This window comes from Myroides sp. TSA_177.3, assembly GCF_052691955.1.
Genome location: NZ_JBQZGD010000033.1, coordinates 1 through 21,334 on the forward strand (window position 1 = coordinate 1; position 21,334 = coordinate 21,334).

Below are 21,334 nucleotides of genomic sequence, written 5' to 3' on the forward strand. Positions count from 1 at the left end.
CACTTTTATTAAAGGAGAATAAACGCTATATCGCGATATAAATGAACGAAAGGATGAATGTTGTAATTCATCCTTTTTTTGATTGATGAGGAAAGGAGATAGGGTTTCTTAATTTATATTGTGGTATCTTGCTGATAATACTAAAATTAGCTTTTCTATCTAGAATAGAAAAAAAGAAAAATCAAGCAAGATGAATCAAAAAAGAGGTAAGAAAATTAATTTCCTTCCGATTATTATCGTGTTAATTCTGCTATCTGCAGGTAGTTCATGGGTGCTTTCTATTGCTAGTCTACCGGTTCAAATGGGACAAGCTCTTGTTACGGGCGAATTGTATACAGGACGATTAGAGCGAGTTGTAGATGAGCGAGGGAGTGTGGCTGTCGGAATTACTGCTGCTGGATCAGACGGGAATCAAGTGTTTATTCCTGCTGAACGGCTTGAAGATATTACGAATGATTTCTTTTCGGATGTAGATCAAGCGGTATTCCTAGATGCAGAAGGAGGTACGTTTTTGGTTGACTTATGAAGATTTAATTCTAGCTTATATTATCCTTGTTTTGGCCTTTTTAGTCTGTAGAATGGGACTGTTTTTAGCTTTATTTGTCTTGCATGCGTTTGCTATTATTAGAAGTCAGACTGCAGCGACTATTAGAAAGGGAATTCACCTGTTGATTAAACCTCTGCGTATGCTAATGGTAGGCTATATACTCGTCGTTTTTTATCAATATCGAATTTTTGGTTCTGAAGAAGAAGCGGAGAGCTTTTCTATCTTTATCCTTATTTTTGCCTTGTATTTTCTCTATGTAATTAGTAGAAGACTGATAGATATACGCAGCTATTGGATAGTGCAAACAAAAAAGGATAGGCTAATGCCTCCAACTACTACTGGTAGTTCTTCAGAAAAAGCAGAGACACCAACAGCAATAGAGAAACAAGTATTCCAAGATAATGAGTTGATAAAGCGTCAAAAAACAACATTTAAGCACCAAACTTCGCGGTATAATTAAGCAGTTCTCGTTGTATGTTTCTTATGATTCTATTCTCTATGATTTTTCTCAGTTTGACTTTGTATGGCTGGAGTGGGGTTTTAGCGCTGCTTTTTGGTCTTTGGTTGACCTATAAAATAGGACAACGTCGTTTGCACACTGGAAAAGGTGGGCTAGGGTGTCTTGGCTTTGGGTATGTTTTTTTGGTGGTAACGATTGTGATGGTTTTTGCAATAAGCATAACCATAGGCATGGGATCGTCTCTCTATAAAACAACTCAATTGCTAGTAAATGGACAGCGTTATGAAGCAAAAGTTGTTTCTTATTCTTCTTATGAAAGCCATGATGCAGATGCAGGAACTACTACAACTATGTTTACACCAACAGTTGAATTTACAACTTTATCTGGCGTGTTAGTAGCTCATACCTTGTCGTATTCTTCAAGTAATCAACCAACAATTGGAGAGACTGTAACGGTATATTATGATGAAACTTCAAAGGATAGCGTGAGTTTTGGCTTTGGTACATTTGCCTTATTTTTTGGTGCCTTACTCATGATGGTCGTCTTGGTATTTGCCTTTTGGGGGATCTTGCTCTATGCAATGAATTACAAGATGGAGTATTACTTGAACGTAATTAAATACATCGGACTTACCTTTTTTATACCAATTGTCATGATACTTTTTGATGGGTTATTAATCTATGCCTTGTTTTATGGTAATGAGGTTCCTCTTTTTGTCAGTGGAATCCTAGTATTCTTTATTTTGATGCTAACCCTAGGTATTTGGGGCTATATTAAAATGATTCGAACGCATGATATGGTTTGGAAGAAAACAGGGCCTACTAGCTGGGCAGCAAATCCAGTTCCTAAAAAGACAAAGAAGGAAAAGGCGAGTACCTGGATCAAGCGAAAGTAAAAAGAACTTTTTCGATAAAAGTAGGAAGTACTACTTTTTTAAATCACTAGAATTAAATCAAGCAATAGGAGACTGTTTAGTAGCTTCAAGTGCACTATTTACTAGTGTTTTTTTTCTGCATCACAAAGTTAACTCTATTGTGTCTTTGTGTTTTTTGTTGTTTTTATTTGTGATTTATAGTGAAATAATAGTTTTGTTTATGTTAATATTTTAATTTTAAGATAAAATTTTAATCTTTAAAAATTAAAGTATGATGAAAAAATGTTATCTAGTACTCGTTTTTAGCTTGACCTTATCTGTATTTGGTCAACAAGTGAAACCGCCTGTTTTTTCTGCTGCCAGTGGATTTTACGAACAGGCATTTACTTTACATCTTAGTCATGAAAATTCTAATGTGCAGATTGTCTATACGCTCGATGGATCAGAACCGACCCTTGAGAACTTAGGAGGGAGTACATTTACTTATAAAACCAAATACCCAGAACGCGGGGGTCAATTGCCTTTTGAACTACATCAAGATACGATACGTTCCTTGGTGTATACAACGCCAATTGCTATCTATGATAGAACGATGGAACCTAATCGATTAGCAAATATATCGACAACTTTTGAATCCAATCCATACTTCCCTGCTACTCCTGTAGATAAAAGCTTTGTAGTGAGAGCTAAGGCTTACCTTGATAACCAGCATTTTTCTGAAACAACCACAAGAGTATATCTGATCAATAAAGAATATGCGTTTCCTGTGGTGAATATTAATGTGAATGATGATCAACTCTTTGGTTATGAAAATGGATTGTGGGTGGCAGGAAAAACATTTGATGATTGGCGATTGGCAAATCCACAGGTTGATCAGTATGAAACCACAGTCCCAGCTAATTACTGGGCGAGTGGCTCAGCATCGGAAGTACCTGTTAACTTCATTTATTTAGCCCATGGAGGGGAGAAAATCAATCAAACGGTTGGTATAAGAAACCACGGCAATGGATCGCGACATTTTAAAAATAGATCCTACCGCATGTATGCAAAGTCAGAGTATGGAAAGAAGGACCTGAAGTATAATTTCTTTGATGAATATCCCTACGATAGTTTTAAGCGATTAATTGTAAGAAATTCTGGAAATGATACGTATAGAACGATGTTTAGAGATGCCTTTGTGCAAAAATTAAACGAACATTTGCATTTTGAAACCCAAAAATACCAACCTGTTGTAACGTTTGTCAATGGCGAATATTACGGTTTGATGAATTTACGTGAGCGATATGACGAGAAATATTTTGAGCGAGTATACGACATTAAAGAAAGAGACCTCGACTTTTTAGAAAATGCTGGTTTAGCAGATGTGGGAGATAATGTGCAGTACTTGAAAGTGGTTGATTTCTTCACAAATAAAAATTTAAAAAAGAAGAAAAACTATAAAAAAGCATTGACGTATATTGATGAGGTGAATTTTACCGATTTTCAAATTGCCGAAATCTATGCGGCTAATTTTGATTGGCCACACAACAACAATACCTATTTTAGAAAAAGAGTGGAGTACACCCCCGATGCTCCTTATGGACAGGATGGCCGATTCCGCTGGGTATTTAAAGATTTAGATGCAGGTTTTAACGGAATTGATGAATGGATCAATAATTCTTATAGCCATAATACGTTAGCGTCGGCAATAGCAAGTGAAGATCATATTCTAAAGGGACTTCTCGCAAATGAAACGTATAAAAATTACTTCTTAAATCGATTTGCCGATTTAATGAATACAAGCTATAAAGAAGAGCATGTTATTGCGTTGATTAATGAGATGCAAGAACGTATCCGCCCAGAAATGCCCAGATACATTGAACGATGGAATTTACTGACTTCCATGCAAGATTGGGAAAATCGAGTGGAACAAATGAGGGAATTTGCTCGTTTGAGACCGACTTATCAAGATCAACACATTCAAACGCATTTTTATTTGAGTGGAAAGTATCGCTTGAAAGCGCATATTAACGATAAAGACAGAGGATTTGTCAAAGTCAACACTATTGAGATTAACAGTAGTACTGTAGGAGTAGGCGATGAGTATGAAAACTGGCAAGGATATTATTTTAAAACGATTCCCGTTACAGTAGAAGCTATTGCTCTACCAGGTTATCGCTTTGTGCGTTGGGAAGGAGATGTTCAATCCACGCAATCTAAAATTGTTATCAATCCTAGAGCAAATTTTAAAGTAAAGGCGATTTTTAAGCGAGCTCAAGGAGAACGCGCTGTGGAACAATTGGATTTTGTACTTTATCCAAATCCAACAGCAGATATTTTACACGTTACCTCGGAGTCAGAAAGTGCCATCTCGTATCGTATTTTTGATGCAATTGGACAGGTAATTCAACAAAATACGGTCACAGATCAAGGGATAAATGTAAGTCAATTAAACAAAGGAGTGTATTTGATTGAGTTGAACCAAGATAACAAGCGAGTGGTTAAGCGTTTTGTGAAGAAATAAAGGGAATATAAGCGTTCTATCGAGTTACGAAAGGAGAAGAATTGCGCTGTGAGCATAAAATAAAGGCCTAATTACAATCGTAATTGGGCCTTTATTGTAGGATATCGAAAATAGGGCATTCATTTTTACTCTTGCCATAGGGTTGTCATATAGGAGGTGTAAGTTTGTCTCGTTAAGTAATCTTTTAAAAGCATAATATAATCAACGAAATGAACTCAAATAGTTTTTATCAATCTACTCTTATTTTTGTTAACCGAGTAGCATTAGAAGTATTTGAAGCAGGTAAAGAGTATACTGGAAAATCAATTGCACTTTGTTAGGGCACCATTAAATAACAGCCTTTTTACAACAGTTAATTTTACACGAGTTAAAACAACAGCATGTCTAAAGAAATAGAAACTTATTATCCTCAAAGCAGAGAAGAATGGAGGCAATGGTTGGAAGAAAACCATCAGTCTGAATCCTCTATTTGGCTTGTTTATTACACCAAAAAGTCAAATACTCCTTCCATCAGTTGGCGGGAAGCAGTAGATGAAGCACTTTGTTTTGGTTGGATTGACAGTACAAGAAAAAAAGTGGACGATTCTTCATCTATCCAGTATTTTAGTAAACGCAAACCTAAAAGTATTTGGTCTAAAATCAATAAAGAGATTGTTCAATCCCTCATTGATAACAATAGGATGACCAAAGCCGGTTTTGAAAGTATTGAAATCGCAAAACAGAATGGATCTTGGACTATCTTAGACGAAGTAGAAGAACTAATCATACCAGATGATTTAGAACTAGCTTTTACTAGATACAGCGGTTCAAAAGAGTATTTTTTGAGTTTGAGTAAGTCGACCAAAAAAATACTATTGAGCTGGATTGTCCTGGCCAAACGACACGAAACAAAGCAGAAACGGATAGAGGAAGTCGCCGAAAGTATGGGGGGAAAGCAAATGCCAAAACCATTGAAATAATCCTTTTTGTAGTGATTTTTTCAGATATATCCTAAACAAAAAAAGACACAATCATCGATTGTGTCTTTTTCTTTTGTAGCGAAGACGGGAGTTGAACCCGTGACCTCAGGGTTATGAATCCTGCGCTCTAACCAACTGAGCTACCTCGCCAAATGTTGGTTTTTTATTCTATTTCTAGAATGCGAGTGCAAAGTTACTATTATTTTGATATAAAGCAAACGGTAAGCTTCTTAAAAAATATTTTTTTATTACCAAAATATGTTTATATTCGAGGAATTATAACTTTTTTAAGTACAGCTATGAAAGAAAAATATGAATTAGAATTTTCAATAAATTCGTCCCCTCAATTGTTATATCAATACGTGTCAGATCCCTCAGGATTAAGCGAATGGTTTGCTGACAACGTAAACTCAAGAGGAGAAGTATATTCTTTTATATGGGGAGATTCGGAGGAAAAAGCAAGAGTAGTTACACGAAAAACGGACGAAAGAGTACGATATAGATGGCTAGATGAAGAGGGCGATGATACCGAATATTACTTTGAAATTAAAATAATACGCGATGAATTGACAAAAGATGTCACCATTATTGTAACTGATTTCGCAGAAGCAGATGAAATAAATGAATCAAAACAATTGTGGGAAAATCAAATCATGGATTTAAAACAAGTGTTAGGTTCTGCCTAATTTCCATAAAATATAACTTATATTTGCCGTTAATAGTAATCACAAATTAGAACTATGATTAATGTTAACGGCAAACTTGTTTCTACTACAGACCTTGCGATAGAAAACAACCGCGGTTTTTTATATGGAGATGCTGTTTTTGAAACAGTGAGAGTCTTAGATAAAAAAGTTTTATTCGCGGAAGACCACTATTTTAGATTGATGTCTTCGATGCGAATCATGCGTATGGAAATCCCCATGCACTTTACCTTAGAGAATTTTCAAGAAGAAATTATAAAAACAGTTGATGCTAGTGGAAGTGAGGCAAAAGCATTTCGCGTGCGCTTAACTGTTTTCCGTGATGCGGAAGGAAAGTACTTCCCTCAAGAAAATAAAACGATTGGATTTGTACTAACTGCAGAGGTTTTAGAAGATGCAGTGTATACATTTCAAGAGAAGCAGTATGAAGTTGAACTGTACAAAGATTTTTACGTAGCAGCAAATTTACTGTCAACGGTAAAAACAACGAATCGCGCAGTCAATGTACTCGCTAGTATTTTTGCAGCAGAAAACGAGTATCAAAACTGTTTATTGGTGAATGACAAGAAGAACATCATCGAAGCAGTTAATGGAAATTTATTTGTAGTAAGTAAAAACGTAATTAAAACCCCTCCATTAGACGAAGGCTGTGTAAAGGGTGTAATGCGCAAGCAAATCATAGAACTCCTCGGAAAACACCCTGAATATACGTTAGAAGAGAGTCCTATATCTCCATTTGAATTGCAAAAAGCAGATGAGATCTTTATTACCAATGTAATTATAGGGGTACAACCAGTAACAAAATACAGAAAGAAAACCTTTACGACGCAAGTAGCGAAAGATTTAGTTGATCGCTTGAATGCAAAAATTCGCTTGATGTAGTTTTTTTAGGAGTTTATGGTTATGAGTGATGGGGTATGAGATTATGGGTTATGGGTTACGGGGGAATTTTCTAAATAGTAAATTTATCCTTTAATAGATAAAGCTCACAACTTTACGACTTCACAAATAACAACTTCCCTCAATAAAGATGTATTGATAAAATAAAAAAAGCTTGGATTAGATTTTTAATAGATCTAATTCAAGCTTTTTTTGTTTACAGTTTATGAAGTTTATTGATTTTACTTCATATGAATACTTATCCAAGACTATCTTGTCGCCTCATCCTTTCATCGTTCTACAATCTCATCTTCTATCTCACCTATTTTATATTGGTTTTGGTGTTCGATGAATATATCTCACCGAGTTGCTATTTTGTTTTGGTGTTCGATGAATCTACACTTCGTTTCGATTTTCACTTCGTTTCGATTTCACCACTTCATCGTCTCATCGTCTCACCACCTCATCGTCTCATAACCCATCACTCTTAACTTATAACTCATAACCAAAAAAATCAATTCAAATTAGGATTCTCTGGTGCATTAGACCAAATACGAAAATCTTTACCCAGTGTTTGTATCGCTTGTTTCCAATAAGATTTTGTTGCTTGCTCAAAGAGGTTGAAAGGCAAAGTTGATGTTTTTACCCAATTTTGGTTGGTTAATTCCATTTCCAATTGGCCATTGTCCCAACCAGAGTATCCCATAAAAAAACGCAGATCTAAATGAGTGAGTAGCCCCATTTCAATATGGCTAAAAATCGCGCTAAAATCACCTCCCCAATATAGTTGATCCGTGATTGCAATACTATCTGGAATTAAATCGGGGCATTTGTGAATACAAAACAAGCGATCTGATTCAACAGGGCCTCCGTGATAGACTGTAAAAGCACCATTGCTTTCTGGTACTAATTCGCTTAACAAATAGGGGGTAGGTTTATTTAAGATAAATCCCATACAGCCATCAATATTGTGATCCGTTAGTAGAATAACTGATTGGTTGAATTCAATATCTGTTGGATTGTATCCAGAGGGAAGTGCAATTAAATAATCTCCTTTATTAATCTCGTGTTTTGTCATAACAATACGGCATAAAAAAAAGTCTCATTATACAATATAATAAGACTTTTTTAATTTTTTACTATTTTGATCTGTTTATATTACATAAACAAAGTCAGTAATTACTTGTTTACAGATCCTTCTAATTCAGATCCAGCTTTAAATTTAACTACTTTTTTAGCAGCAATTTTGATTGTTTTTCCAGTTTGAGGATTTCTTCCTTCTCTAGCCGCTCTTTCAGATACTGACCATGAACCGAAACCTACCAATGAAATTTTGTCTCCTTTAGCTAATGTAGATTCAACGTTAGATAAGAAAGATTCTAAAGCTTTTTTAGCTGCAACTTTACTGATCTCTGCATCTTTTGCGATAGCATCAATTAATTCTGTTTTGTTCATAATAATTTTTTTTAAAGGTTAACTTTATTAACGTTCTTATTACAAATTTAGGGTTATAAAGTTATAAAACAAGCTTTTTGTAAAAAAAAAACGCAATGCAATATCTTTTTTTGTGTTAAGGTTCTATGTGAAGTATTCCTTTGTAGGGAAATGAGTTATAAAACGATAGCGTTTTCGCTAAATTTTTGCCCATTTAATACTTCATTTGCTAGCATCATTTTCTTGCCTGGTAGCTGTAATTTTACGAGGTCTAAAAAGCCATTTTGAACTGCAACTTTCATGGTTTTTTTAGTTGTAACTAATTGACCTATATTTAGTTGGTGTTCTTCTTCTTCGAAGTGTGCTTCGTATATTTTGATGTTCCATTCTTGCTGTGTATCGCGGTCTTCTAGCATGCACCAAGCTGCTGGATAAGGGCTTAGACCTCGGATTAACTGCTCAATCTCCATACCTGTTTTTGAAAAGTCAATTTTGCAATTCTCTCGGTTCAATTTATAGGCCGTTTTCGTGTCTTCAGCAGGTTGATGAACCACTTGTACGTCTCCTTTTTGAATTAATTCGAGTGTTTCTACCACAGTTTCAGCACCTAAAACCATTAAGCGATCGTGTAGTTCGCCAGCCGTTTCTTTGGCTCCAATAGCTGTTTCTTTCTTTAAAATAATAGCTCCTGTATCAATTTTTTCATCAATAAAGAAGGTCGTTACACCTGTTTTAGTTTCTCCATTGATAATTGCCCAGTTGATTGGTGCAGCACCTCTATAATCAGGTAATAAAGAAGCATGTAGGTTAAAAGTCCCCAAAGATGGCATTTGCCATACGGTTGCAGGCAACATTCTAAAGGCAACCACTACTTGTAGATTGGCTTGGTAAGAAGCTAACTCCGTTAAAAAAGCTTCATCTTTTAAATTTGTCGGTTGTAAAACAGGTAATTGTTTCTCTACTGCATATTCTTTAACCGCAGAAAATTTTAATTTCTGTCCTCTACCTGCTGGTCGATCTGGTGCTGTAATCACAGCCACAATATTGAAGTTATGTTGATACATCGCATCGAGAATTCCAACTGCAAAATCAGGGGTTCCCATAAAAATGATACGTAAGTCTTTCATTATAGTAGAATATATTGATTTTTGTTATTTAATTTTATTTTTCGTTGTTCGGACAACTGTTGTAAAAGCAGGAGTATATCTTGTAAATCAAGCGATAAATCTGCTTCCATTTCACTTGCAGATGCCGCTTGTTTACGCTGTAAGTACAAGATAATACAATCTCTTTTTTCAGCCAACTGATCGGTTGATTTCTTTTGATTCGCTTGCAAGCAGGTGGAACAACTCCCACAATTTTGCTCTAGCGTTTCGTTGAAATAATGCAAGATGATTTTATTCTTACAAATATCGTCATTTTGTGCGTAAAAGTAAATAGCGCGATATTGTTCAAGTTTGAGGTTGTTTTGTTGTTCTAAGAACGGGAAGGTTCGATAAATCGTTTTATCCTCTTCCCACGCTTCAAGAAATGTAATTTCCAAATCGTGTTCCTCTGGTGTAAAAACACAGAGTTCTTCTTGATGCCAGGTTTGCAAGCACTCTTGTACAAATAAAATAGGTTCCCCTACTTGTTCACTGATGAAAGCCAAGTTAATAGGGGTGTTGTATTCGTGTATCCCTGGGTAATGGCGAATAATCTGGAGTAAAACGTTTTCTTGTCGTTCATTGTCATATACATAGTCGAGTAATTCACTACTACTCACAGTGAATTGAACCTGTGTTTTATTCGTCGAATTGGGGGTTAATTTACAAATACCTTGACGATCCAAGAATTGCAGTGCATTATAAGTTAACGTATAGGGAAACTTATAGTGTACACAAAACTGATTAAAGCTAAAGGAATACGAAGTATTATAGCCTTCGCCTAGACCAATACTCAAATAATTGTTGAGCTTGCGGTATACGAGTTTTAAAAAACTTTTGTCAAATAGGTTGTCTTTGGCCCATTCTTCAATAGGTTTAGGCTCATTGGGTGCAACGAGTAAAGAGGCAAAAGCCTTTGTTTCATCTCGTCCTGCGCGTCCAGCTTCTTGGTAATAGTTTTCTAAATTTTCAGGAAGCTGCAAGTGAATCACGTTGCGAACATTCTTCTTGTCGATTCCCATTCCAAATGCATTCGTAGCCACCATAATAGGCGTTTTTTCTGAAACCCAATCATCTAGTCGCTTCTTTTTCTCAAAGGTGTTTAACCCTCCGTGAAAAAATCCCGCCTTATAATTCTTTTGATTCAATTGTTGGGCTAATACTTGTGTCTCCTTTCGACTGCGTACATAGATAATGGTCGGAAAGGGATTCTTTTGCAGAATACGCTCTACGATAATTTCTTTATTTTCAACTTTATAGACCCCATAAATCAAATTGCTGCGATAAAAGCTCTTCTTAAATAGGGCAACATCGCGCAGTTCGAGATTGGTGCAAATATCATGGATAACGCGTTGGTTGGCAGATCCCGTTAAGGCAATTACTGGAATGCTTGGGAATAGCTTGCGCAATTGATTAATCTTGAGATAAGCAGGACGGAAGTCATGCCCCCATTGTGAAATACAATGCGCTTCATCTACAGCAAGTAAACTTATTTTTAAATTTTCAATTCGCTCCAGTAACCACGTTTGTTCCAATCGCTCTGGGGAGATATAGAGTAATTTATATTCTCCATACAAACAGTTGTCCAGAATCGCATCAATATCCGTTAAGGATGTTCCTCCAATAATGGCAGCCGCTTTGATTCCTAATGCATTCAAATTGTTGACTTGATCTTGCATTAAGGCAACTAGAGGTGATATAACCAAACAAGTACCGGGTAGGAGTAGTGCTGGAATCTGAAAACAGACGCTCTTTCCACCGCCTGTTGGCAATAAAGCAAAGGTGTCTTTTCCTTGTAAAACAGATTCGATAATGGCTTCTTGTGGTTCACGAAAAGAACTGTGTTTCCAATAGTGTTGAAGTAAATCGATCGGTTTTTTAGTCATTGAAACAGGGGTTTTGCTTTCGACTAAGGTAGTCAAAAATGTAAAAAGGATTGCTACAACAATCCTTTTTTATATTATACTCGATCTAAGATAAATTCGACTCTTTTGATGATTGGTTCTCTGGGAACTTCGATTAAATCATAACCATAACTTTTATAGGTATCAACCAAGTAACGGTGAATTAAATTGGCTTGTTCAAATGATTCATAACGTTGCTCATCACTAATATAGATATTCTCCCAAGGCGGTAATAGGAAAATTTGATGATACAAGTGATTTTTACAAGCTAAATCAAAGCTTTCAGGATAGGCATCTCCTTTGTAATGCATATATGCTAGTACATCAGGAATCCCACGATCGATAAAGACAATAGGAGCTTCTTCTTCGACTGCATTTTTATGTTGATCAATTCTACCTTCTAGTAAAAGTTGACTAAATAGCAAAGGTTCCGTTAAAAAAAGTTGATCAATCCCTTTCTCTTGTGCTTTCTTTGTAACTTCTCTTGATATTTCAGGATAGCAGATGTAACCTCTATCAGTTAATTCATTGATAATAGTTGTCTTACCAGATCCTGGGCCACCGATTATTAAAACGAGTTTTGTATTCATTTCTACGTAAAAATAGGAAAGGGGCAAAAGTATAATAAAAAGTTGGGATAGCATGCCTTTTCGAGGATTCTTTATTATTAAGAGAAGGTTAAAATGGGTGAGAGGGTGAGGGGGTGAGAGGGTGAGGGGGTGAGGAAGGTGAGGGGGTGAAATTGAAACGCAGTGTAGATTCATCGAATACAAAAACAAAATAGCAACTCGGTGAGATAGAAGGTGAGGAAGGTGAGAAGGTGAGAAGGTGAGAAGGTGAGGAAGGTGAGGAAGGTGAGAAGGTGAGAAGGTGAGGAAGGTGAGGGGGTGATGAGGGGGTGAAAAAAAAAACTGTAGGGGCAAATGGCAATTTGCCAAATAACTGGATGATTCACCAAGTAATCGGATAATTTGTTTAATCCAGATATTTTTTTGAAAACGTAAGGGCAAATGGCAATTTGCCAAGTAACCGGATAATTTGTATAATCTAGATAATCTATTTGATTAAGAGTGCATCAAAAAAGAATTTCTAGGATCAGCAATTTCTGATTGAAAACAAATCTTATTTAATCCATAAATTTTACAACCTCACAAACAACTCTACTTTAGCTTTCCTTTTACATTTCTCGGGCATTCCTTCGACTTTCCTTGGACATTCCTTGGAGTTTCCTAGGAAAAAAGGGGGTTTTGTCGAAGGAATGTCCAAGTATAGTCCAAGCATAGTCCAAGTATAGTCCAAGCATAGTCCAAGTATAGTCTAAGCAACCTCCTATGAAAGGTAAGTGAGGTTTGTTTTTTGTGAGGTTGTGAAGTCGTAGGTTGCTTTTTTGCTTTTTTGTGAAGTTGCGAGGTTTATCGATTAAATAGAAATGTTGCATAAAAGAGCAATACACCTTTACAAAAGACAATTTAGCCCCAACGTAAGTCAAATAAAGAGCGTCAGATGTTTGAAAAGGCTGTAAAAATAAAAGGTGTTTGAGCGTAGCGAGTTCTTTTATTTTTACAGCCTTAAAAACTAATTTGACCTTTATTTGGGTTAGTTGAAGGGGTTTTTGTTTCTTTTTTACCCTTTAAAAAAGAAAGGGGTGCTCTTTGTGAGGTTTGTTTTTTGTGAGGCAGTGAGAAGATGAGACGGTGAGGTTTGATTTTTTGCGAGAGGCTTTTTTGCAAATCGTTTTTAATCGATAACCCCTACAACTTCACAAAAAACAAAAAAGCGACCCAGCAAACAATACAAAACCAATTTACTTAAAAGCGTAAAATACCTTTACAAAAGACAATTTAGCTCCAACGTAAGTCAAATAAAGAGCGTCAAATGTTTGAAAAGGCTGTAAAAATAAAAGGTGTTTGAGCGTAGCGAGTTCTTTTATTTTTACAGACTTGAAAACTAATTTGACCTTTATTTGGGTTAGTTGAAGGGGTTTTTGTTTCTTTTTTACCCTTTAAAAAAGAAAGGGGTGCTCTTTGTGAGGTATGTTTTTTGTGAGGCGGTGAGAAGATGAGACGGTGAGGTTTGATTTTTTGCGAGAGGCTTTTTTGCAAATCGTTTTTAATCGATAAACCCTACAACTTCACAAAAAACAAAAAAGCGACCCAGCAAACAATACAAAACCAATTTACTTAAAAGCGTAAAATACCTTTACAAAAGACAATTTAGCCCCAACGTAAGTCAAATAAAGAGCGTCAAATGTTTGAAAAGGCTGTAAAAATAAAAGGTGTTTGAGCGTAGCGAGTTCTTTTATTTTCAGACTTGAAAACTAATTTGACCTTTATTTGGGTTAGTTGAAGGGGTTTTTGTTTCTTTTTTACCCTTTAAAAAAGAAAGGGGTGCTCTTTGTGAAGTTTGCTCACCGCCTCATCCTCTCATCCTCTCACCATCTATCTCATGGGTTCATATTTGTTTGCGTATTCGATGAATATATCTCACCGAGTTGCTATTTTGTTTTTGTGTTCGATGAATATATCTCACTAAGTTGCTATTTTGTTTTGGTGTTCGATGAATCTACACTGCGTTCCGATTTTCACTTCGTTCCGATTTCACCATCTCACCATCTCACCACCTCACCTTCTCACCCTCTCACCACTTCACCCATAACCTTCACTCATTTCCCTTTTCCACTTTCTCATTTCCAATCTCCAATAAAAAGGTAGAAAATGCTTATATTTGCATCAAAAGAATGTATGGACACTAAGACGAAAGAATTTTACGAAAGCTTGAAAGAAAAGTTGGAGTTTGAAAGAACTTGGCCAAATGAATATTTATTTAAATTTATTGTTCCTGCGGACGAGAGTAAAATCGCTCAAATTGAACGTGCTTTTGACGAGATGAATCCCGTGATTAACTTCAGAAATTCTAGTAAAGGTACTTTTACCAGTGTATCGATAAAAGTGCATATGACTAGTGCACAAGCTATCGTTGATAAGTATATTGAACTATCAACTATTGAAGGGTTATTATCACTATAAAAATTGCTTTATCCTAGAAAGTTTTATATTTTTATAGCTCAGGCAGATAGCCAAACTTTGTAAACACCAATTAGATGAAATTTAACTCCGCAGAAGCAGTAACACACTTGGGCTATAATACAGCCACCAATAAATTAGTAATTCCCGATTATGGTCGTCATCTTCAAATAATGATTGAGCAAATTGCCGTGATGGAAGATAAAGAAGAGCGTAATAAGGCGGCAAATTATGCCATTCGCGTGATGGGGGATATGAACCCACATTTACGTGATGTTCCTGATTTTCAGCATAAATTATGGGATCAGCTTTTTATGATTTCTGACTTTAAGTTAGATGTTGATTGTCCATTTCCTATTGCGACGAGAGAAACGGTGTATGCAAAACCAGAAATTCTACCTTATCCAAAGAAACAATTGAGTTATCGCTATTATGGCAATAATATCAAAAGTATGATTGAGGAAGCGTTGAAATTCGAAGAAGGCGAAATGAGAGATGCACTGATTATTGTTATTGCCAATCACATGAAAAAAAGTTACTTAAGTTGGAACAAAGACAATGTGAAGGATGAAGTAATCTTTGAACATCTTAGTGAACTTTCAGGAGGAAAAATCAATCTATCTAAACAAGAAGAAGAGTTATCTACTACGGCTAACCTGATTCAGGTGAATCGTAAACAATCTAATAAAAGTAATTATTCGAACAACAACAGTCCGAGTAATACAAATAATCAAAAAGGAAATAACAACAAAAAGTATAGCAAGCACAATTATCAAGCAAAAGGTAAAAAGCAATGAGTACATTTAGAATTGAAGGAGGTCACCAATTAAAAGGTGAGGTACATGCACAAGGCGCTAAAAATGAAGCATTACAAGTACTTTGTGCGGTGTTGTTAACAAATGAAAAAGTAGTAATTTCCAATATTCCAGATATTATTGATGTCAATAAATTAATTGAATTATTGGAATCTTTAGGAGTGAAAATCGAACGATTAGCTCCGAATAAAATGTCTTTTCAAGCAGATAATCTAAATCTAGATTATTTAACTTCGGATGACTTTAAAGCAGGCGGAAAGGCTTTGCGAGGATCGATCATGATGGTAGGCCCACTTTTAGGGCGCTTTGGAAAAGGATATATCCCAAAACCAGGAGGAGATAAAATCGGAAGACGTCGTTTGGATACGCATTTTGAAGGATTTATCAATCTAGGTGCGACATTTAGATACAACAGAGAAGAGCATTTCTACGGTGTAGAAGCAGAGCAGTTAGTGGGAGCGGATATGCTATTGGAAGAAGCTTCTGTTACAGGAACAGCTAATATCGTAATGGCAGCTGTTTTGGCTAAAGGAACAACAACAATTTACAATGCCGCTTGTGAGCCTTACTTGCAGCAGCTCTGTAAAATGCTGAATAGCATGGGCGCGAAAATTTCAGGTGTTGGATCTAATTTCTTGACTATTGAAGGGGTGGAAACACTGACAGGATGCGATCATCGTATCTTACCGGATATGATTGAAATTGGTTCTTGGATCGGATTAGCTGCTATGACTAAAAGTGAATTAACCATTAAAAATGTAGGATGGGAGCATTTAGGTGTTATTCCAAATACATTCAAGAGATTGGGAATTCAGTTAGAAAAAAGAGGAGACGATATCTATATTCCTGCTCATACGCAAGGATACGAAATACAAAGTTTTATTGATGGTTCTATCTTAACTATTGCAGATGCACCATGGCCAGGACTTACACCCGATTTATTGAGTGTGATTTTGGTTGTTGCAACACAAGCAAGAGGAGAGGTGTTAATTCATCAAAAGATGTTCGAAAGCCGTTTGTTCTTTGTGGATAAATTAATCGATATGGGAGCGAAAATTATCCTATGTGATCCACACAGAGCAGTTGTTATTGGACATGATTTTAAATCACAATTGAAAGCAACACGTATGTCTTCACCAGATATTCGCGCGGGAATTTCGTTGTTAATTGCAGCTTTATCTGCACAAGGAACAAGTGTGATTCAAAATATCGATCAAATTGATCGCGGGTACGAAAGAATAGACGAGCGTTTACGTGCATTAGGTGCGAAAATTGATCGCGTTGATGAGTAAATCTGTATATCTTAAATAAAAAAAAGCCCCTATTATAGGGGCTTTTTTTTATTTAAGATATTTTTCTAAGAACTGATCTTGTTCCCATAATAAATGTAAAATGTTTTCTTTGGCAACATAACTGTGGCTTTCTTTTGGTAGAATTACCATACGTACAGGTGCTCCTAATCCTTTTAAGGCTTGGAAATAGCGTTCTGTTTGCAGGGTAAATGTCCCAGGGTTGTTATCAGCTTCTCCGTGTACTAATAACATAGGTGTTTTCATTTTATCTGCATTCATGAAAGGAGACATGGTATTGTATACTTGTGGTACTTCCCAATAGTTGCGTTGTTCCGTTTGGAATCCAAAAGGAGTTAATGTTCTGTTGTACGCCCCACTTCTTGCAATTCCAACAGCAAATAAGTCAGAATGTGTCAATAAGTTAGCCGTCATAAACGCCCCATACGAGTGTCCTCCAACTCCAACTTTTGAACGATCAATATAACCTAAAGCATCAACAGCATCAATTGCTGCTTTACCATTGGCAACTAATTGCTCAATATACGTGTCATTAGGTTCCTCTGTTCCTTCTCCTACAATTGGAAAAGCTGCATCATCCAATACCGCATACCCTTTCGTTACCCAGTATACAAATGATCCATAGTATGGGAACGTAAACTCGCTTGAATTAGACGTTACCTGTCCAGCACTATTTTTGTCTTTATATTCCGTTGGATAAGCCCAAATTAATAAAGGTAATTTCTCCGTTTTGTTCTTTCTGTCGTAATTAGCAGGTAAATACAAAGTACCTGATAGTTCTAAACCATCTTCTCTTTTGTACGTAATTACTTCTTTGTAAACTCCATTTAAACTCTCAAAAGGATTTTTGAATGTGGTAATAGGTTTAATATCATTTTTCTTCTTGATATTTCTAAAGTAGTAATTCGGATATTCTGTTGCAGATTGAATAGAAACGAGTACTAATCCTTTTTTGATATCTTCAATAGATTGAATACTTTCTTTTTTCGTTGTATACGTAGATTGATATAAACGTTTTGTTTTTAGCGTTGCTAAATCAAATTCGTCGATAAAAGGGAATTGACCTTTTGGTGTATAACCTTCTCCAATCAAGTACATTTTATTGTTTTCAATCGCCAAGGTATAGCGACCAAATTCGTTTCTTTTTGTTTCAAATGTTCCTGGATCACTGTAAACATCTTGTGAGTTTCGATCTTCAATTTTTACAGGATTTGCATTGAAAGTAGAAGGATTAATGATGTATTGTCTGATGTTACGTGTGTCGTACCATTGATCTGCTACAAGAGCCACTTGATCATTCCCCCAAGTAATTCCCGCATAGCGCTGTGATAATTTCACGATAGACTTTGGTGCTGCTGTAAACGGAGCTTCCCAAGTGAATACTTCATCTCTGTATTCGATTTCTTTTGCCGGATCACCACCATCTAAAGCCTCTACATAAGATAAAGTAGCTGGTTGATCACCACGCCATTGCATGCTTCGCTTTCCTTCTCTTACGGCCATAAATCCTTTTGGCATGATTTCGTTTAGCGGTACATCATTTACTTCCTTAACCAAGGTTCCATCCATTTTGTATATCGTTGTCTTCATCGGAAAACGATTCAGTGGAACAAGGTAAGAAAAAGGCTTTTCTAATGTAGTTAACATCAGGTAATTCCCATCAGGAGAAATAGCCTCACTAGCGTACATCGCTGCCTCTTTGAATAGTTTTTTAGTTCCATTTATATCAACTAGATATAATTCAGAAGTAACCAACGTTTCAAAATTAGCTTCATCCGTTTTGTTCTTTAAAAGATCTTGATAGGTTCTGTTTTGAGAAACAACCCCTTCTTCACTAACCGAAACAATCGGACCTGTTGGTAAATTCTTTTTGGTGTCTACTAAAGCCGGTCTATTTGCTGGTATTACACTAACCAAAACCTGTTGGTTGTCTTTTAACCAAGTAATAGGATTTCCTAAATTGGCATTTAGATTTGCTTCGGTAAGTTTTTTAGCTTCTGCCGTTTTGAAATCCGCAACCCAAAGTTCAACACCCGTAGCAGTGGTATGAGTAAAAGCTATTTTCGTTTGATCAGGCGAAATAGTGATATTAGAAATTCTAGGGTTTGCAGGTAATCCTTTCACCTGAATTTCGGTTTGACCTTTTACTTTTCTAACTTTTAGGTTGTTAATGTACGTAAGGGTACTTGAAATGTTTGTGTTTACATCGATTCGTAAACCACCTAATCGCATCTCTTCAACATTTAAATCATCTAATGTTTTGTACGTGCTGCGGTAACTTAAAAGCATATACTCCATGTTGCTATCCATAAAGATAGAAGGAGCGCGTTCAAATTCTGCTAGTTGCAAAATTTCTTGCGAAGGCTTTTGGTAGGTTACATTTTCTTGTGCAAACATAGATGTAATTAAAAAAAGAGAGAATAAAGAAGTTTTTAAAATCTTCATTTTTTGTTTGTTTTAGTTTATCTGAGCAATATACGTGGAATATTTATAAAATATATCGTTTTTGTAGTTGATGTTTTTTAAAATACACAAAAAACTTACCTTTGCTTCAACAAATTAAATCAGATAAATATGTTTAGATCAAAGATTTCGGGTCTAGGTTATTATGTACCCGATAACGTAGTAACCAATGACGATTTGTCAAAAATAATGGATACAAACCATGAATGGATCGTTGAAAGAACGGGAATTCACGAGCGTAGACATAAGGTTTTGGAAGAAGATACTACTTCAGGAATGGGAGTGAAAGCGGCTAGAAAAGCCATGGAGCGAGCAGGAGTAGAAGCCAAGGATATTGATTTTGTTGTATTCGCAACACTGAGTCCAGATTATTATTTTCCTGGTCCAGGTGTTATGTTACAAAAAGAATTAGGTCTAAATACCGTAGCTGCCTTAGATATTAGAGCGCAGTGTTCTGGTTTTATTTATGCGTTATCTGTAGCAGATCAATACATTAAAACAGGGATGTATAAGACTGTTTTGGTTGTAGGATCAGAAGTACATTCAGCAGGATTGGACATGACTACGAGAGGAAGAGCCGTTTCGGTTATTTTTGGTGATGGAGCAGGAGCAGCTGTTTTAACGCGTTCAGAAGATGAAACAGGAATTTTATCTACTCATATTCACTCTCAAGGAGAACATGCAGAAGAACTAGCTTTAATTGCGCCAGGAATGGGAGGAAGATGGGTGTCTGATATTTTGAAAGACAACGATCCAGATGATTTGAGCTATATGCCCCATATGAATGGACAATTTGTGTTTAAGAATGCAGTTGTACGCTTTAGTGAAGTGATTATGGAAGGATTAGAAGCCAATAAGCTTCAAGTATCAGATATCGATATGTTGATCCCACATCAGGCCAATTTGAGAATCTCTCAATTTATTCAACAAAAATTTGGATTGTCTGATGATCAGGTATTTAATAATATTCAAAAATACGGGAATACAACCGCGGCATCTGTGCCTATCGCGCTAACAGAAGCTTGGGAAGAAGGTAAAATTAAAACCGGAGATGTAGTCGTTTTGGCTGCTTTTGGAAGTGGGTTTACCTGGGGAAGTGTTGTGTTAAAGTGGTAATTTTTTTATCTTAGCTAGAAAAGTAGTTAAGATATATGAAATTTGATAAGATAAATAACAAAGGACAGGCGAGACTATTTGAGAATCCTTATTTAGAAATGTTAACTAAAGGACATCCCGCTATCATCTGGGGGATGTACATTCCAATATTGTCTTATATTATTTATATCGGTTATTCCGCATACAATTTATCCGTTCAGAACCTCATACTCCTTTTTTTAGGAGGGATGTTGTTCTGGACGTTTTTTGAATATTTAGCCCACCGCTATTTGTTTCACCTCATTAGTGAAAAGCAAAACCTACAACGTGTGGCTTATATTATGCATGGCAATCACCACCATTACCCTAGAGATAGACAACGTCTATTTATGCCCCCAATTCCCAGTATTATTTTAGCTTCTATACTGTTTGGGCTGCAATATCTCCTCTTAGGCCGATATACTTTTGGGTTTTACCCAGGGTTTATTATTGGCTATTTACTCTATGCTTCTATGCATTACGCTATTCACGCATTTGCTCCACCTTTTAAGTTTATGAAACCACTTTGGCGTAACCACCATTTACATCATTATAAAAACGAAGAATTGGGCTTTGGTGTAAGCAATACCTTTTGGGATCGCGTTTTTGGTACGATGTTCGATTTATCAAAGGAAAAAGAGGACAAAGAAAAAGTAAAGGAATTGATGTTTGAGAAAAGAAAAAGGGAGAAAGGAAATCAAAACGCAGTGTAGATTGATGAGGTGGTGAGGTGATGAAATCGGAACGAAGTGTAGATTCATCGAACACAAAAACAAAATAGCAACTCGGTGAGATATATTCATCGAATACACAAACAAATATAAACCCATGAGATAGATGATGAGGTGATGAGGTGGTGAAATCGGAACGCAGTGGAGATTCATCGAATACGCAAACAAATATAACCCCATGAGATAGATGATAAGGTGGTGAGATGATGAAAAAAAACTGTAGTGGCAAATGGCAATTTGCCAAATAACTGGATGATAATGTAGGTTTATCGATTAAAGACGATTTTCAAAAAAACCTCTCGTAAAAAAGTAACCTACAACTTCACGATTTTACAAAGCACGAACCTCACAAAGAGCCCCCCTTTCTTTTTTAAAGGGTAAAAAAGAAACAAAAAAACCTTCAACTAACCCAAATAAAGGTCAAATTAGTTTTCAAGTCTGAAAATAA

At 36.0% G+C, this 21,334-nt stretch carries 18 protein-coding genes and 1 tRNA gene; 12 read left to right on the forward strand and 7 right to left on the reverse strand.

The window, feature by feature from the left end:
- Window positions 1-190 precede the first annotated feature (190 nt).
- The 5 genes from ACUTSE_RS17350 to ACUTSE_RS17370 all read left to right on the forward strand — a co-directional run bounded on the left by ACUTSE_RS17350 (window position 191) and on the right by ACUTSE_RS17370 (window position 5,344).
- Complete coding sequence (locus tag ACUTSE_RS17350; RefSeq protein WP_445641163.1) at window positions 191-526, forward strand: hypothetical protein; 336 nt, start codon at window positions 191-193, stop codon at window positions 524-526.
- Window positions 492-1,007 (forward strand): hypothetical protein, encoded by a 516-nt coding sequence (locus ACUTSE_RS17355; RefSeq protein WP_445641164.1) that lies wholly within the window; start codon window positions 492-494, stop codon window positions 1,005-1,007. The genes ACUTSE_RS17350 and ACUTSE_RS17355 overlap by 35 nt, the downstream gene beginning before the upstream one ends.
- Window positions 1,008-1,045: 38 nt before the next feature.
- Complete coding sequence (locus ACUTSE_RS17360) at window positions 1,046-1,903, forward strand: hypothetical protein (protein WP_445641165.1); 858 nt, start codon at window positions 1,046-1,048, stop codon at window positions 1,901-1,903.
- A 250-nt stretch (window positions 1,904-2,153) separates the two neighbouring features.
- Window positions 2,154-4,385, forward strand: a complete 2,232-nt coding sequence (locus ACUTSE_RS17365; protein WP_445641166.1) for a CotH kinase family protein — start codon at window positions 2,154-2,156, stop codon at window positions 4,383-4,385.
- Window positions 4,386-4,765: 380 nt separating this feature from the next.
- A complete protein-coding gene (locus ACUTSE_RS17370; RefSeq protein ID WP_445641167.1) occupies window positions 4,766-5,344 on the forward strand; it encodes a YdeI/OmpD-associated family protein in 579 nt (192 codons plus the stop codon).
- 76 nt (window positions 5,345-5,420) lie between these two features.
- Here ACUTSE_RS17370 and ACUTSE_RS17375 read toward each other — a convergent pair.
- Window positions 5,421-5,494, reverse strand: a tRNA-Met gene (locus ACUTSE_RS17375).
- Window positions 5,495-5,643: 149 nt separating this feature from the next.
- Between ACUTSE_RS17375 and ACUTSE_RS17380 the strand changes: the two genes are divergently transcribed.
- Window positions 5,644-6,030, forward strand: a complete 387-nt coding sequence (locus ACUTSE_RS17380) for an START-like domain-containing protein (RefSeq protein ID WP_036462682.1) — start codon at window positions 5,644-5,646, stop codon at window positions 6,028-6,030.
- Window positions 6,031-6,084: 54 nt separating this feature from the next.
- Window positions 6,085-6,930: an aminotransferase class IV gene (locus ACUTSE_RS17385; protein ID WP_445641168.1), complete on the forward strand. Its 846-nt coding sequence runs from the start codon at window positions 6,085-6,087 to the stop codon at window positions 6,928-6,930.
- Window positions 6,931-7,441: 511 nt separating this feature from the next.
- Here the strand turns inward: ACUTSE_RS17385 and ACUTSE_RS17390 are convergent.
- The 5 genes from ACUTSE_RS17390 to ACUTSE_RS17410 all read right to left on the reverse strand — a co-directional run bounded on the left by ACUTSE_RS17390 (window position 7,442) and on the right by ACUTSE_RS17410 (window position 12,000).
- A complete protein-coding gene (locus ACUTSE_RS17390) occupies window positions 7,442-8,005 on the reverse strand; it encodes a YqgE/AlgH family protein (RefSeq protein ID WP_002986041.1) in 564 nt (187 codons plus the stop codon).
- Between the two features lie 101 nt (window positions 8,006-8,106).
- Complete coding sequence (locus tag ACUTSE_RS17395; RefSeq protein ID WP_002986040.1) at window positions 8,107-8,382, reverse strand: HU family DNA-binding protein; 276 nt, start codon at window positions 8,380-8,382, stop codon at window positions 8,107-8,109.
- A gap of 155 nt (window positions 8,383-8,537) precedes the next feature.
- Window positions 8,538-9,488 (reverse strand): methionyl-tRNA formyltransferase, encoded by a 951-nt coding sequence (fmt, locus tag ACUTSE_RS17400; RefSeq protein ID WP_445641169.1) that lies wholly within the window; start codon window positions 9,486-9,488, stop codon window positions 8,538-8,540.
- On the reverse strand, window positions 9,488-11,392 hold the full coding sequence (locus tag ACUTSE_RS17405) for a RecQ family ATP-dependent DNA helicase (protein WP_445641170.1): 1,905 nt from the start codon (window positions 11,390-11,392) through the stop codon (window positions 9,488-9,490). Before ACUTSE_RS17405 ends, fmt begins: the two co-directional genes overlap by 1 nt.
- 74 nt (window positions 11,393-11,466) lie before the next feature.
- Entirely contained in the window at window positions 11,467-12,000 is a 534-nt protein-coding gene (locus ACUTSE_RS17410; RefSeq protein ID WP_036462596.1) for an AAA family ATPase, read from the reverse strand.
- A gap of 2,151 nt (window positions 12,001-14,151) precedes the next feature.
- On the opposite strand from ACUTSE_RS17410, the gene ACUTSE_RS17415 reads away from it, so the two are divergent.
- The 3 genes from ACUTSE_RS17415 (at window position 14,152) to murA (ending at window position 16,540) form a co-directional block, all read left to right on the forward strand.
- Window positions 14,152-14,436: a DUF493 family protein gene (locus tag ACUTSE_RS17415; protein WP_181816698.1), complete on the forward strand. Its 285-nt coding sequence runs from the start codon at window positions 14,152-14,154 to the stop codon at window positions 14,434-14,436.
- A gap of 74 nt (window positions 14,437-14,510) precedes the next feature.
- A complete protein-coding gene (locus tag ACUTSE_RS17420; RefSeq protein WP_002986032.1) occupies window positions 14,511-15,230 on the forward strand; it encodes a DUF4290 domain-containing protein in 720 nt (239 codons plus the stop codon).
- Window positions 15,227-16,540: a UDP-N-acetylglucosamine 1-carboxyvinyltransferase gene (murA, locus tag ACUTSE_RS17425; RefSeq protein ID WP_445641171.1), complete on the forward strand. Its 1,314-nt coding sequence runs from the start codon at window positions 15,227-15,229 to the stop codon at window positions 16,538-16,540. Before ACUTSE_RS17420 ends, murA begins: the two co-directional genes overlap by 4 nt.
- A gap of 48 nt (window positions 16,541-16,588) precedes the next feature.
- On the opposite strand, the gene ACUTSE_RS17430 is transcribed toward murA, so the two are convergent.
- A complete protein-coding gene (locus ACUTSE_RS17430; RefSeq protein ID WP_445641172.1) occupies window positions 16,589-19,003 on the reverse strand; it encodes a prolyl oligopeptidase family serine peptidase in 2,415 nt (804 codons plus the stop codon).
- A gap of 129 nt (window positions 19,004-19,132) precedes the next feature.
- On the opposite strand from ACUTSE_RS17430, the gene ACUTSE_RS17435 reads away from it, so the two are divergent.
- Entirely contained in the window at window positions 19,133-20,137 is a 1,005-nt protein-coding gene (locus ACUTSE_RS17435; RefSeq protein ID WP_002986026.1) for a 3-oxoacyl-ACP synthase III family protein, read from the forward strand.
- 35 nt (window positions 20,138-20,172) lie between these two features.
- A complete protein-coding gene (locus ACUTSE_RS17440; protein ID WP_445641173.1) occupies window positions 20,173-20,868 on the forward strand; it encodes a sterol desaturase family protein in 696 nt (231 codons plus the stop codon).
- The last annotated feature ends 466 nt before the right edge of the window (window positions 20,869-21,334 follow it).

Excerpts from the sequence above, each read along its gene's own strand:
- ACUTSE_RS17350 (WP_445641163.1), top strand. The coding sequence starts at position 191 with ATGAATCAAAAAAGAGGTAAGAAAATTAATTTCCTTCCGATTATTATC.
- ACUTSE_RS17355 (WP_445641164.1), top strand. The coding sequence starts at position 492 with ATGCAGAAGGAGGTACGTTTTTGGTTGACTTATGAAGATTTAATTCTA.
- ACUTSE_RS17360 (WP_445641165.1), top strand. The coding sequence starts at position 1,046 with ATGATTTTTCTCAGTTTGACTTTGTATGGCTGGAGTGGGGTTTTAGCG.
- ACUTSE_RS17365 (WP_445641166.1), top strand. The coding sequence starts at position 2,154 with ATGATGAAAAAATGTTATCTAGTACTCGTTTTTAGCTTGACCTTATCT.
- ACUTSE_RS17370 (WP_445641167.1), top strand. The coding sequence starts at position 4,766 with ATGTCTAAAGAAATAGAAACTTATTATCCTCAAAGCAGAGAAGAATGG.
- ACUTSE_RS17380 (WP_036462682.1), top strand. The coding sequence starts at position 5,644 with ATGAAAGAAAAATATGAATTAGAATTTTCAATAAATTCGTCCCCTCAA.
- ACUTSE_RS17385 (WP_445641168.1), top strand. The coding sequence starts at position 6,085 with ATGATTAATGTTAACGGCAAACTTGTTTCTACTACAGACCTTGCGATA.
- ACUTSE_RS17390 (WP_002986041.1), bottom strand. The coding sequence starts at position 8,005 with ATGACAAAACACGAGATTAATAAAGGAGATTATTTAATTGCACTTCCC.
- ACUTSE_RS17395 (WP_002986040.1), bottom strand. The coding sequence starts at position 8,382 with ATGAACAAAACAGAATTAATTGATGCTATCGCAAAAGATGCAGAGATC.
- fmt (WP_445641169.1), bottom strand. The coding sequence starts at position 9,488 with ATGAAAGACTTACGTATCATTTTTATGGGAACCCCTGATTTTGCAGTT.
- ACUTSE_RS17405 (WP_445641170.1), bottom strand. The coding sequence starts at position 11,392 with ATGACTAAAAAACCGATCGATTTACTTCAACACTATTGGAAACACAGT.
- ACUTSE_RS17410 (WP_036462596.1), bottom strand. The coding sequence starts at position 12,000 with ATGAATACAAAACTCGTTTTAATAATCGGTGGCCCAGGATCTGGTAAG.
- ACUTSE_RS17415 (WP_181816698.1), top strand. The coding sequence starts at position 14,152 with ATGGACACTAAGACGAAAGAATTTTACGAAAGCTTGAAAGAAAAGTTG.
- ACUTSE_RS17420 (WP_002986032.1), top strand. The coding sequence starts at position 14,511 with ATGAAATTTAACTCCGCAGAAGCAGTAACACACTTGGGCTATAATACA.
- murA (WP_445641171.1), top strand. The coding sequence starts at position 15,227 with ATGAGTACATTTAGAATTGAAGGAGGTCACCAATTAAAAGGTGAGGTA.
- ACUTSE_RS17430 (WP_445641172.1), bottom strand. The coding sequence starts at position 19,003 with ATGAAGATTTTAAAAACTTCTTTATTCTCTCTTTTTTTAATTACATCT.
- ACUTSE_RS17435 (WP_002986026.1), top strand. The coding sequence starts at position 19,133 with ATGTTTAGATCAAAGATTTCGGGTCTAGGTTATTATGTACCCGATAAC.
- ACUTSE_RS17440 (WP_445641173.1), top strand. The coding sequence starts at position 20,173 with ATGAAATTTGATAAGATAAATAACAAAGGACAGGCGAGACTATTTGAG.